The organism is Microcystis sp. M_QC_C_20170808_M3Col, from assembly GCF_007095505.1.
Lineage (GTDB): Bacteria > Cyanobacteriota > Cyanobacteriia > Cyanobacteriales > Microcystaceae > Microcystis.
The window spans coordinates 1-12,182 of record NZ_SFBY01000354.1 but is presented as its reverse complement, the minus strand read 5'-3'; the positions used below and the strand labels follow the sequence as shown (position 1 = coordinate 12,182).

Annotated in this window: 12 protein-coding genes, 1 tRNA gene and 2 pseudogenes; 5 read left to right on the top strand and 10 right to left on the bottom strand. The window is 38.9% G+C overall.

Annotation, left to right across the window (positions count from 1 at the left end; genetic code table 11):
- The 7 genes and pseudogenes from EWV84_RS16205 to EWV84_RS16175 all read right to left on the bottom strand — a co-directional run.
- A pseudogene (locus EWV84_RS16205) lies at positions 1-927 on the bottom strand (tetratricopeptide repeat protein); the annotation flags it as partial.
- A 179-nt stretch (positions 928-1,106) separates the two neighbouring features.
- Positions 1,107-1,337: a type II toxin-antitoxin system MqsA family antitoxin gene (locus EWV84_RS16200; protein ID WP_287078831.1), complete on the bottom strand. Its 231-nt coding sequence runs from the start codon at positions 1,335-1,337 to the stop codon at positions 1,107-1,109.
- Positions 1,338-1,515: 178 nt separating this feature from the next.
- Entirely contained in the window at positions 1,516-1,854 is a 339-nt protein-coding gene (locus EWV84_RS16195; protein WP_002774383.1) for a XisI protein, read from the bottom strand.
- Entirely contained in the window at positions 1,833-2,258 is a 426-nt protein-coding gene (locus EWV84_RS16190; protein WP_002774382.1) for an element excision factor XisH family protein, read from the bottom strand. The genes EWV84_RS16195 and EWV84_RS16190 overlap by 22 nt, the downstream gene beginning before the upstream one ends.
- A 54-nt stretch (positions 2,259-2,312) precedes the next feature.
- A complete protein-coding gene (locus EWV84_RS16185; RefSeq protein WP_287078830.1) occupies positions 2,313-3,401 on the bottom strand; it encodes a tetratricopeptide repeat protein in 1,089 nt (362 codons plus the stop codon).
- Positions 3,402-3,694: 293 nt separating this feature from the next.
- Positions 3,695-4,024 (bottom strand): annotated as a pseudogene (locus tag EWV84_RS22925) (helix-turn-helix transcriptional regulator).
- The gene (locus EWV84_RS16175; RefSeq protein ID WP_072926009.1) at positions 4,021-4,377 is read right to left on the bottom strand and encodes a type II toxin-antitoxin system RelE/ParE family toxin; all 357 of its coding nucleotides are present in this window, start codon (positions 4,375-4,377) and stop codon (positions 4,021-4,023) included. The pseudogene EWV84_RS22925 and the gene EWV84_RS16175 overlap by 4 nt, the downstream one beginning before the upstream one ends.
- A 209-nt stretch (positions 4,378-4,586) precedes the next feature.
- Here EWV84_RS16175 and EWV84_RS16170 point away from each other — a divergent pair, with 209 nt between their 5' ends.
- From EWV84_RS16170 to EWV84_RS16155, 4 genes are all read left to right on the top strand, one after another.
- Positions 4,587-4,838: a hypothetical protein gene (locus tag EWV84_RS16170; protein WP_287078828.1), complete on the top strand. Its 252-nt coding sequence runs from the start codon at positions 4,587-4,589 to the stop codon at positions 4,836-4,838.
- A gap of 86 nt (positions 4,839-4,924) precedes the next feature.
- On the top strand, positions 4,925-5,176 hold the full coding sequence (locus EWV84_RS16165; RefSeq protein WP_002766984.1) for a hypothetical protein: 252 nt from the start codon (positions 4,925-4,927) through the stop codon (positions 5,174-5,176).
- Positions 5,177-5,242: 66 nt separating this feature from the next.
- Entirely contained in the window at positions 5,243-5,500 is a 258-nt protein-coding gene (locus EWV84_RS16160; protein ID WP_004157225.1) for a hypothetical protein, read from the top strand.
- On the top strand, positions 5,497-5,910 hold the full coding sequence (locus EWV84_RS16155) for a type II toxin-antitoxin system VapC family toxin (protein WP_287078827.1): 414 nt from the start codon (positions 5,497-5,499) through the stop codon (positions 5,908-5,910). Before EWV84_RS16160 ends, EWV84_RS16155 begins: the two co-directional genes overlap by 4 nt.
- Before the next feature lie 15 nt (positions 5,911-5,925).
- Here the strand turns inward: EWV84_RS16155 and EWV84_RS16150 are convergent, their stop codons facing one another.
- Together EWV84_RS16150 and EWV84_RS16145 are read right to left on the bottom strand one after the other, a co-directional pair.
- Positions 5,926-7,239, bottom strand: coding sequence for a hypothetical protein (locus EWV84_RS16150; protein ID WP_323801817.1), 1,314 nt, complete (start codon positions 7,237-7,239; stop codon positions 5,926-5,928).
- A gap of 209 nt (positions 7,240-7,448) precedes the next feature.
- A tRNA-Arg gene (locus tag EWV84_RS16145) sits at positions 7,449-7,522 on the bottom strand.
- Between the two features lie 43 nt (positions 7,523-7,565).
- Here EWV84_RS16145 and moaC point away from each other — a divergent pair.
- Complete coding sequence (gene moaC, locus EWV84_RS16140) at positions 7,566-8,066, top strand: cyclic pyranopterin monophosphate synthase MoaC (RefSeq protein WP_287078825.1); 501 nt, start codon at positions 7,566-7,568, stop codon at positions 8,064-8,066.
- Between the two features lie 184 nt (positions 8,067-8,250).
- On the opposite strand, the gene bchH is transcribed toward moaC, so the two are convergent.
- Entirely contained in the window at positions 8,251-11,916 is a 3,666-nt protein-coding gene (bchH, locus tag EWV84_RS16135) for a magnesium chelatase subunit H (protein WP_287078824.1), read from the bottom strand.
- Between the last annotated feature and the right edge of the window lie 266 nt (positions 11,917-12,182).

The window sequence follows — 12,182 nt, the reverse complement described above, 5'->3', positions numbered from 1 at the left end:
GTAGAGGGGTTCGGCTTCGCTGTATCTTCCTTGAGACTGGTAAAGTGCTGCCAAATTGTTGAGACTGGTGGCGGTATCGGGATGGTTGTCTCCTAATTGTTGTTTCCTGATAGCTAAGGACCTGTTGTAGAGGGGTTCGGCTTCGCTGTATCTTCCTTGAACTCTGTAAAGTAATGCCAAGTTGTTGAGACTGGTGGCGGTATCGGGATGGTTGTCTCCTAATTGTTGTTTGCTGATAGCTAAGGCTTGTTTGTAGAGGGGTTCGGCTTCGCTGTATCTTCCTTGAGACTCGTAAAGTCCTGCCAAGTTGTTGAGACTGGTGGCGGTATCGGGATGGTTGTCTCCTAATTGTTGTTTGATGATAGCTAAAGCCTCTTTGTAGAGGGGTTCGGCTTCGCTGTATCTTCCTTGAGACTCGTAAAGTAATGCCAAATTGTTGAGACTGGAGGCGGTATCGGGATGGTTGTCTCCTAATTGTTGTTTGATGATAGCTAAGGCTTGTTTGTAGAGGGGTTCGGCTTCGCTGTATCTTCCTTGAAAATAGTAAAGTGCTGCCAAATTGTTGAGACTTTGTGCAGTTAGGGGATGGTTGTCTCCTAATTGTTGTTTCCTGATAGCTAAGGCTTGTTTGTAGAGGGGTTCGGCTTCGCTGTATCTTCCTTGAACTCTGTAAAGTAATGCCAAATTGTTGAGACTTTGTGCAGTTAGGGGATGGTTGTCTCCTAATTGTTGTTTGATGATAGCTAAGGCTTGTTTGTAGAGGGGTTCGGCTTCGCTGTATCTTCCTTGAACTCTGTAAAGTTCTGCCAAATTGTTGAGACTGGTGGCGGTTAGGGGATGGTTGTCTCCTAATTGTTGTTTCCTGATAGCTAAGGCTTGTTCTGCTAGAAGAATCGCCTCGTTATATTTCCCCTGCTGATACAATTGAATAACTTGCTGATTTAATCTTTCTGCTTCGGCTAATTTATCTTGCGGTGAAGCCTGAGAAATCACCTGTCCCACCGTTGGGGTTAAGATGACTCCCGATAATCCCATCATCCCGGTAATGACGGCAACCGCTATCCCTGATTTGATTGATACTTTCATTGGTTTTTTATCCCTAGAGTTTATTGATAGGCAAAAACATTAACTTGAATAAATTTGTCGGGTTGAGACTTGTGCTGTAATAAAATTCTGATTTTTTCTGCCGTTTTACTACTAAAAACAACTTCACCACAGTTATAACATACTTGAGCGGGGATTTTTTCAACTAGGATTAGGCTGCCATCAATCCTAAAAGTTTGAACAACTAATTTTTCTTCAGCATCTTTTGAACCACATACATGACAAATAAACATAATTATCTCCTCAACTGTAGAACATTTAGATTAGCGGTCGAATTAAGGGAACAGGTAAGAGTTTCTGCTGGTTTTCCCAATTTTAACAATACCCAACTTAAACGCACAACAGCTTAACAGCCATCATCCATGATTCAAATTTCATGCTTACTTCCTCTGTAAAATGCAATTAGTTGTTTTAAGTACCATATTTAGTATAAGGACGTTTATAAGGTGGTTGTAGTCCCAAAACAATATCCTCCCTCTTAACACCCATTGAAATTAAATCCTCTGCTGGATTCAATTCCGTTAAATTTTGTTGTAGCCAAATCTTATTATCACGAATATCAAAATGAACAATCGAGCGGTAAACTCGTTTTAAACCTTCCCATCCTACATTCATCCACTGATAATGATCCCGTTCTACATCAAATATTAATTGTACTTCTACATCTTCACTGGTAACATCTTCTGCTACATAGCGACTTAACAAATTTTGCACTGCTTGACGATATTTTATGAGTTTATCTTTATCCATTGTGTAATTACCTCCTTGACTGGATCATAAATAATAAGTGGAACTTGATACTGTTTAATTGCTATTTGAGTAAACTCCATCTGGAAAAATGTATCAAAAGCGTCTATGGGAATTGCTAAATATAATGAGCGATTAGGTTCAATTGTAGAGAGTGCTAACCGATAACTCAAGAATTGACCCAAAGCCGCATAAAAATCAGTAATAGCAGAAGCATTAAGAAAACTTTTAATTTCTACAGCTATTTTCTCACCATTTCGCTCTGCTTCTAACAGTCTCTCTGCTGCTAGATCAACCTGAAAATTAATTCCCCCAAACTTTAATTTTAAAGGGTCTGCTGTAATGACCCATTTTTCTTTTTCTAATGCCCGTTTTACTGTAACATGAAAAATATCTTGAGCCGACACTATTTTCCCTCCGTACAAAAGTAGTAGCCATCATCCATAATTTAACTTTCATCCTTACTCCCTCCTTAAAATGTCATTAATTGTTTTAGCCAATTCCTGAACCTGCGAAGTATCTCCTAACTGATTATAAGTCCCCTTCGCCTTAGTTAACCAATGTATCGCCTCATCTGTATTCCCCAAGAGACGATAAGCTATTCCTAACCCCGCTTGTATCTCCGCTTGCACTGACAAATTCTCGGTATTTGTTGCCAGTTTTAACGCTTTTTCATAAGGTTTTTTTGCCAACTGAGGTAAACCAATCTTAAGGTAAGTATCACCCAATAGTTGATAAACCGTAGCAACCTGACTATTTTGCTTCACCAATCCTTCCAATACCTCAACCGCATCCCCATACAAACCATAACCTCGATAAAGATGCGCTAAAACTAACCCTGCTTCCTCTGGTGATAATTGCTGCTGTTGAACAGTTTTAACAGCATCTAAAACCGTTGTTTTCGTCTGTTCATCTAATATTGTAAACCCGACTTTTTCATCATCACTTCTAGAAGACGCACCATTATCAGCTTCTATGGTTACTCGATATCGCTCTCCTGCTTCCAGAGGAGGTTCACCAGGATAGACTATTTCAGTTTTGTTTGTCTGCGTTTCCCAATTAACCCCATCTATTTTGACAGTATAATTAGTTGCACCCGGAACAGCATTCCACCGCAGGGGAGGACGATTGGTAAGAATATTCGTTTGACGAGGAGTAATTAGATAAGGTAATTTTGCTAAAGCTTTCTCTGTTTTTCCTGTTGGACGGAGGGTTGTATTATTGCTATTGGGAAGTGGAATCACAGGATTTCCCCGAGGACAGCCACTAGAAACAATATACCTTCCCGGTTTAACCGTCCACTTCTTGAGATTACTACAATAAACCTGAACAGAAGCGTTAGCTGCTACTTCTAACTTATCCTCAAAACTGAGGGTAAGTCCGACAGAAGCAGGAAGCGGTTTTTTCCATTGTGGTTTCTTGACAGTAACTTTCCCTTTTACCTCAAAAATTGTGTTAACTCCAACAGTGTTACTGAAAGTCGCCGACGAAAATCCTACCGTAATTAATATCAGGGAAATGGGGGTAAAGAGTTTGAGAAATTTATTCATAACTAGAATCAATTGAGGTTTTGGATTTAATTAGTTTCGTTGTTGAACTTTAGTCCTCATCTGGTGCGATTTAAGAAAACGGGGTTTTTCAGAAAACGGGTTTTTAAAAAAAACGGGTTTTCTCGTTTGCCCAAAATGTAGGAGAACCTATTTTTTTCAAAACTACCCTTCTATTTTAACTATTTTTTAGCTTCATATAAATATTTTCTGCCTTGAAACAAGCGAACACCTTTATTATTGAGTATCAATTATAATATTGGCAAATAATCTCTGTGTCCTCTGTGTCTCTGTGGTTAATTACACTTCGTTTCTGAATAGTCACCAATAATTATAGGTTCTTTGTTGGGAATTTTGACAATAATTTCGACAGTTCCACCTAATGCGTTAACTACTTCGCGCAGTGTATTTAGCTCTAGATTTTACTCTTGTTTAAGTCTGGGTACTATTGATTGCTGTACTTCAAGATGCTCTGCCAATTCTGATAAAGATAAACCTAGTTTTTCTTGCAAATACTTAAGCGTAAGTTCCTCTAAATAAATTTGAGAAGCTCTTGCTTTAATACTTGCTTGTCGTTCTTTACCAAGTTTATTGAATTCTTCCGAGAAGTTGGTATATTCTTTCATGACTTTTCTTCCTTAAGTTTTTCCAGATATTTTTGATAACGTTGATCTGCTATAGGAATATTTTCTTTGTACCATCTTTTGTTACCTGACTTGTTCCCCCCAACAAGTAAAATTGCTTGTCGATGAGGATCAAAGGCAAATAAAACACGCCAAGGTTCACCTTTATACTGAATACGAAGCTCTTTCATATTCTTAAAAGAAGATCCTTCAATGGTATCAACTCGTGGTCTCCCCAGTGCTGGTCCAAGTTTCATCAATACAGTTAAAACAGCAAATACTTCATTTTGAAGTCCCTGTTCTTGTTGATAAAACCAGAACCTAAAATCTGGATCAAATATAATATTCCATTCCATAACTATAATGTAGTCTATACATAAAATAATGTCAAACTTTCAGTTAAACATTCGGCTCTCTTGCCATCATCAGTATAAATTATAACATCGGTGAATAATCTCTGTGTTCTTTGTGTCTCTGTGGTTAATTCCCCTCGATGATCTCCGTACCTCGCTCCAACTCAAAAATGCTATAATAAAAGTAAACTATCACTAAGGAAACTTTAATCATGACTAACTTACACAATCATTCAACCTCTAACACATCCGAAGAGCCTGAGTTATCAATGGAAGAACTCGATGCTAAATGGGATGCACTAGAAAATGACCCTGAATTTCGCAAAAAACCTTTTTGGCAAAGAATTGTTGAGATTGGTAAAGTTGTTCCCCAATCAGAATGGCGAAAACACTTACCTACAGACTTTGCGCGTAATTTTGAACACTATATGTACGGCGCACCGAGAGAAGATGAGGAAGAATGAAACAAATTTTCGCAAAACATTTACCTGACCAGATAATTTAGGTTATCATTAACTTATTCTCTTTAATCTAAAAGGAAACTTTAATCATGACTAACTTAAACAATCATTCAACCTCTAACACATCCGAAGAGCCTGAGTTATCAATGGAAGAACTCGATGCTAAATGGGATGCACTAGAAAATGACCCAGAATTTTTAGCAAAACCTATCTGGCAACAAATTATAGAAATTGGTAACGTTGTTCCCCAATCAGAATGGCGAAAACACTTTCCCAGAGACTTTGCGCGTAATTTTGAACACTATATGTACGGCGCACCAAGAGAAGATGAGGAAGAATAACAAACACAGAACAAACGTCAATTCAAAGTTATAATATATGTAGTAAACCAATCCCACTAAATGATTATGAATCCCCCAAACAATCCCACTCGCACAGAAGAAATTCCGACAATAGAGGAACTTCCGACAATAGCTGAATTACAAGCAAAATTCGCTCAACTTCAAGCTGATCCCGAATTCCGCAAAAAACCTTTTTGGCAAAGAATTGCCGAAATTGGTGCACTTGTTCCCCAGTCAGAATGGCGAAAACACTTACCTACAGACTTTGCGCGTAATTTTGAACACTATATGTACGGCGCACCAAGAGAAGATGAGGAAGAATGAGAAAAATTTTCTTAGATACATCCTATTTGCAAGCACTCGCTGATTATAGAGACAATCTCCATGAACTTGCCAAACTAATGACAGCAAGACTAGGAAAATTTACAGGAATTACTAGCGAAATGATTTTGACAGAATTACTTAACGCATTGTCAGGAAGAGGAGATTATCTACGCCAATCTGCTATTAACTTAACCAACGATTTGAAAAATGATTCTAGTATAGAAATCATTCCCCAAACCAGTGAACAATTTCAGCAAGCTTTTGATTTTTATCAAAGACGGTTAGATAAAGGTTACAGTTTAACTGATTGTGCTTCCATGCAGATTATGAGACAACTGGAAATCTATGAAATATTAACTTTTGATAAGCATTTTCAGCAAGAAGTATTTAGCGCATTACTCAGAGAATAGTCAGTAAATTTTACTTCACTTTAATTTTTTTCTCGCTTCATATAACCATTGCTCCTCCTCTGTATTAATTACCCTCCCTTGAGCTAAATTAAGACATTTACGCCAATTTTCCTGAGATAATTTCTTGTTTTGTTTCTCTAAAAGTTGAGCATAAATACAAAAAGCAGCACCGGGATTGCGGATAAATTTCTGATAAGCTGGATTTTCAGCGATACCAATAGCAACTAAAAGATTAGGAATTGCATCTTCACTGCGATTTTGCTTAAATCTGGCCCAGCCTAGACTTTTATAAATACTATATTTTTGTAATGCTAAATTGCGTTTCTCATCTTCAGTAAATTGGTCTAGTTTTTCATCTTTTTCTGCCAATAATCTCTTGGCTTTTTCCAGTAACTCTACTGCTTCTGCATTCTTATTATCTCGCAGATACCAATAAGCGAGATTATGATAAGCATCTATAAAACCACCTTTTGCCGCAATTAAATAGTGTTTCTTCCCATTAGTCAAATCCTGTAAATCTTCATAAAGTGTTGCCAACTTATAATGAGCATCTAGATTATCTGCATCTAACTCAATTGCTTTTAAATACTTTTCTTCTGCTAAGGCTAAATTAGGAAGTTCTTGGCTTGCTGGCGGAGGAGATTGTAAACGGCTTCCTGCTTGCTTATAAAACTCAGAAAACCAAGAGAAATTTAGATAAATTCCCAAGAGAAAAGCAAAGACTATTACTGTTACAGAAAACTGTATTTCTTCATACCAATGTTCAGCAATCCCAAGAAATTTCATTAACTTAACAAAACCCTTCTGGCGCGTTCGTGTGAGAGCATTTTCAGTTTGTAATAAAGAAATGAAAGTCGAAAAAATAACACCCCCTATTTCTAGCAAACCTGAACCACCACTAAGAAACCGAGTAGCAATCGTTCCGATTAATGTAAAATTAACCCCTAATAAAACCAGTTTACCGATTCTCAATAGCCAATCAAAGCGATTGCAAGGATGCAGAGATTCCCTACTTTCTAAATGCCACCACCAAGCCTGAGCAGAAATAGGTAAAGTCTCCCGATATTCAGCTAAGTCAAGAACTTGAGTAATTTTGTAGCTTTTCTGTTTTAATCTATTATCTTGTTCGATTAATTTTGACCGCATATCAACCGAAATTTCCGCCTCAGCTTCCATTTGTTTATGAAGAACATCTCTGGCGGCAATAATTTCTAAAGCCTGTTCTTTTTTCAGAGATTTATTATGAGAAGTATCTAAATAATTTAGAGCATTCTGGTAACGCTCTAAAGCAACTTGAAAGGGTGTCGGCACAGCTGCAGGAGAATTCATATTATACAATCCTAAAAGTTTAGTTTCTTTCACTGTTTGAGGGTAAAAAATACTCCAGCAAAACTGGCTGATGATACTAAATCCTGTTTAAAAAGTATAGGAAAGTGGGAAGATGGGCAGATGGGGACTTGAGGGAGTTTTGAGCAAAAAACCAAAGGAATTAGGAACCCTAGGGCTCTAATTCCTGTAGTATATGCCATTGTATCTAACGGGCTTGGAGAGACTCGAACTCCCGACCTTGTGGTCCGTAGCCACACGCTCTAATCCACTAAGCTACAAGCCCTTGTTTTTCTCAACAGTAAACCACTATAGCACAGGTTCATTCAATGACGCAAGAGGGTAAAGAAAAATTATCTCATCTCGACAGCCAAGGCGAAGCCCAGATGGTGGATGTATCGGAGAAAATGCCCACTAAACGCACTGCTATCGCGCTAGGACAAGTGAGAATGCTAAAAACGACTTTTGAAGCCATAGAACAGGGAAATGCGCCTAAAGGGGACGTTTTAGGGACGGCAAGATTAGCGGGAATTATGGCTGCCAAACAAACTTCCTGCTTAATTCCTCTTTGCCATCCCTTACCCCTGCAAAAAATCAATGTTCAGATTATCCCGAAAGCAGAGTTACCCGGTTACGAAATTCGGGCAGAAGTGGTGACAAAATCGGAAACCGGTGTAGAAATGGAAGCTTTAACGGCAGTATCTGTGGCAGCCTTGACTTTGTACGATATGGCTAAAGCGTTAGAAAAATCAATCCTGATTGAAAATATCCATCTGCTGAGTAAAACAGGAGGGAAATCAGATTATCACAAGGCTCCCCTGTTGCCATGAGTGTGGGGTGTGGGGTGTGGGGTGTGGGGTGTGGGGTGTGGGGTGTGGGGTGTGGGGTTTTACCAATTTTCAGGGAGTCAATTACCTAATTTTCCTCCCAATCACCCCAATCGCTGGCACTTTTTGATTTCAAAAAAGCCTAAAGATATTATCCAACAAGGTTTTTAGATTTATTCAGCAGACCCTAAGTAACCCCTTCTAGTTTTTCATCAGTCAATTGATATAATTCCTGTAATTTCTCTAATTTGTCGGGGTCTGCTTGCCAAAAACCGCGACCCTGTGCTTCTAACATTCTACCGACAATATTACGGAAAGCTTCGGGATTAGCTTGACGCAATTTTTCCGCCATTTCTGCATCAAAAGCGTAGGTATCGGCTGCCTGATCATACACCCAATCGTCACTAAAATTAGCCGTACCGCCCCAACCAATTAAAGCGGTCATTCTTTGGGAGATTTCGTAGGCCCCACCGGAACCTTGATTAACCATGGCCTTGGCCCATTTAGGATTGAGTAATTTACTGCGGTATTCTAAGCGCAAAACCTCCTCTAATTTGCGAGGAGTTGTATCATTGGAAAAACTCTCGACAAAACTTGTCATTACCCGTTTACCGCTTTGTTTTTCTGCGGCTAATTTTAATCCTCCCGTGTTGCCGTAGTATTCCTGAATATCGGTTAAACCGTATTCTACCGAGTCAATTTCTTGGATAATACTTTCACTGGTTTTTAATAACTGTTGTAGCACTTCTGGCCGCGCTTGTCCCTTATCTTGACGACCATAACTAAAAACATTACGCTTTTCCCAAGTTTTCGCTAATTCGTTGTCATTGTCCCAATTTCCCTCCACTACTTGGTCATTAACTAAAGAGCCAAAATCTCCAGCAGGATTGGAAAATAAACGAGCGCTGGCATTGTCAATTCCTTGACTTTTTAAGGCTAAATAGTGCTTACGGATATAATTATCATTTTCCGATTCTTCTATCTCAGCTGCCCGCTGCATTAAATCATCTAATAACTCGATAATATTGATAAAAGTATCCCGAAAAATTCCCGATAAATTAGCCAGAATATCGATGCGCGGGTGTCCAATTTCTTCTAGGGGTTTTAATTCATACCTGACAATTCTTCCCGTCCCCTCTTTGACGGGTTCCGCACCGACTAATTCTAAGAGAATACCTAAGGATTCACCCTTAGTTTTAATCACATCTAATCCCCAGAGTAAAACCGCTACAGTTTCGGGATATTTTCCTTTTTCGGTTAAGTTTTGTTCTAGCAGTTTTTTGGCGATTTCTCGTCCGCGGGTGTAGGCTGCCGGGGAAGGCATCCGGTAGGGATCTAAAGCGTGTATATTGCGTCCTGTGGGCAAAACTCCCGCACCATCTCGGAGTAAATCACCCCCCGGTGCTGGGGGTACATATTCCCCATTTAATCCCCGCAAAAGATTAGTTAATTCCTCGCTATTTTGTCCTAATAAATTTTTAATAGCAATGCCTTCTTTAACCTTTTCATTGGTTGCTTCTTCAGCGATAATTTGCTGAAATTCTCGCTCAGATAAATCGGTAAAATAAGCATCAAGATAACCTTTTAATTCTTCCTGATTGGGAGCAGTTCCTAGGGTGTGTAAACCTGAAGAAAATAGTCTTTGTTCGACGATTTGTAGGTAATTATACACCTTGACAAAATAATCGGTTAGTGCATAGCGACTAAATAATTTGGCATTTTCTAAAGTGAATTCTATTCCCTGTTTTTCTGCTTCCAGAAAAGGACAGTCTTTAGAGATACCTGTATCAATAATTTTTTGGAGGATACTATCTCTTAAAGCGTAATTTTTCTCAGGATTTTCTCGAAATTCTGCAATCAAATCTCGCAGAATCATCAATTCTTTATATAATCCCGCTCGTCCGTAGGGTGGCACATTATGGGAAATTAACACTCCATAACCGCGACGTTTAGCTAGGATAGATTCCGAGGGATTATTAGCGGCATAAATATATAAATTCGGTAAATCTCCTAATAAAATATCTGACCAAGAATAACCGGTATTTCCTAGGGGTGAACCGGGCAACCATTCAACAGTTCCGTGCATACCAAAATGAATGATCGCATCGGTCTTAAAATCTTTTTGTAACCACTGATAAAAGGCTGCATACTGAGGGTGAGGAGTTAAATCTTTTTCAAACATTAACCGCATCGGATCCCCAGCAATTCCTAAAGGTGGTTGCACTCCAATCCAGACATTACCTAACTCAATCCCCCCTAAATGATACTGGTTGCCAACAGTTTTTATACCCGCATCTTTCAGAGATTTCCAGTGTTTTTCGATGCGGGAGGTTAACAGATAACCTAGCCAATTTTCTAAAGTTTCTATCGATAAACGATTTTCTTTAGAGAGATTTTCATCATCGGCAAATTTAACTTTTTGAATAATTTCTTCCCCGTCTTCGGGAATCGTTCCCACATTATAACCCTGCGCTTGTAAAGCTTGTAAAAACTTAACTAAACTCCGGGGAACATTTAATAAAGCTGCCGTACCAACTGCCCCATAACCCGGGGGAAATCCATAGAGAATGATGGCTATTTTGCGTTCTTGCGGAGGGGTTTTATGTAACTTAATCCAACTATGCAAACGTCCAGTTAAACGCTGTAATCTTTCGGGGATTAAATAGATAGTTTCCCCCACTAATCCCCCCAGAGGAATCGTATCAATTGCTCCATCTAATTCCGGTAAAGCGTATAGAACCACACTCTGTAAACCACCGATTCCCTGTCTTGTCCAAGAATAAATATCTTGAATTAATAAAGGGGCAGCGATAAGATAAGGAATATTTTTAGCGGACAGAATTCGTTTAGCCACTTCTACCTGTCTTCCTGCTTCCATAGAACCCGCAGGACCCCCCACCAAAGGAAAGCCAATCGTCGAAACAATTGCATCTACTGTCACCGCATCTTTACTTAAAGAAGGAGTTTCAATGATTCCTTTTTTTCTTTGCTGAATTTCGTAGTCTGTGGTTAACCAATCCCGAACAATTGTATGACCTTCTACTCCGTTAATAAACACGGGTAAGGGAATTAAATTAGCCGTTTCAAAATGACGGATTAATTGATTAATATAGGGCAGTTTACTGATAACGTGCTTCCGATAAAGCAGCAGGGCAACCACTGGTTTATCAAGAGATTTATTTTTTTCATACCAAGCCAAATATTCTTGGGGAGTGAGAAAATAACCGTTATAATCGGGGTGTAATAGTCCCTTATTGGGAGTTTCGATAACTTCGGGTATTTCCCGTACTTTTAATCCTAGATATTTTTGGGCAATTACCCAACACATAGCGGCAACATTTTCCGTTCCTCCCGCATTCCAATAACCGTAAATAATTAACCAATTACGCAAATCTTGAACTTTTTTAGCGGGAATAAATTTCAGTAGTTTCGGACCGGTTTTGAGGAAACTGAGATAACCGGCTAACTTATCTTCTTCCTTGCCACTGGAAAATTTACTCAAGATAAATTGAATTGGTTTTGGCATTCCTTTTGGTTTATCCCCGATGGCAAATTCTCCCAAACGGGTTAAACTCATTAACTCTAAAGCAGACTCAAAAACTAAGCGAATCGGAATCTGTGCTGCTCGTTGCCGCAGCCAAGTAACTTGATCGTAATCGAAGATCAAACTAGCAAAAAAAACGTCGGCAGTGGCTAAAGCTTGCTCGACTATTTCCGGTTCGCTAGTTAAGGATTTATCGCTAAATACTTTTACCTCTAAATCGGGACATTTAGAACTAGCCAACAGGCCCGATTGCCGATACAAATTACTGTTAAAGGTTTCAAAGCCAACAATTAAAACAATGCTTTTCATAAGAATATATTTTTATACTAAATCCGGTTATTAAAAACTGATTATTTATTCCCCCTTTTGCATGAGTGCCTCTCCTGATATGTAGCCTGATTTAGTATTAGACCAATCAGGGTGGGTTATCCTGATTGAAAACACCCCCTGAAATGATCATCGAAAATTTTGGGTCTGAAACCCCGTCGTTCTAGGTTGGCTTTACTGTTAAATATTAACACATTTACGAAATATATGCTAAAATGCTCCCCATGGAAAAAGCCTATTGGTTTCGA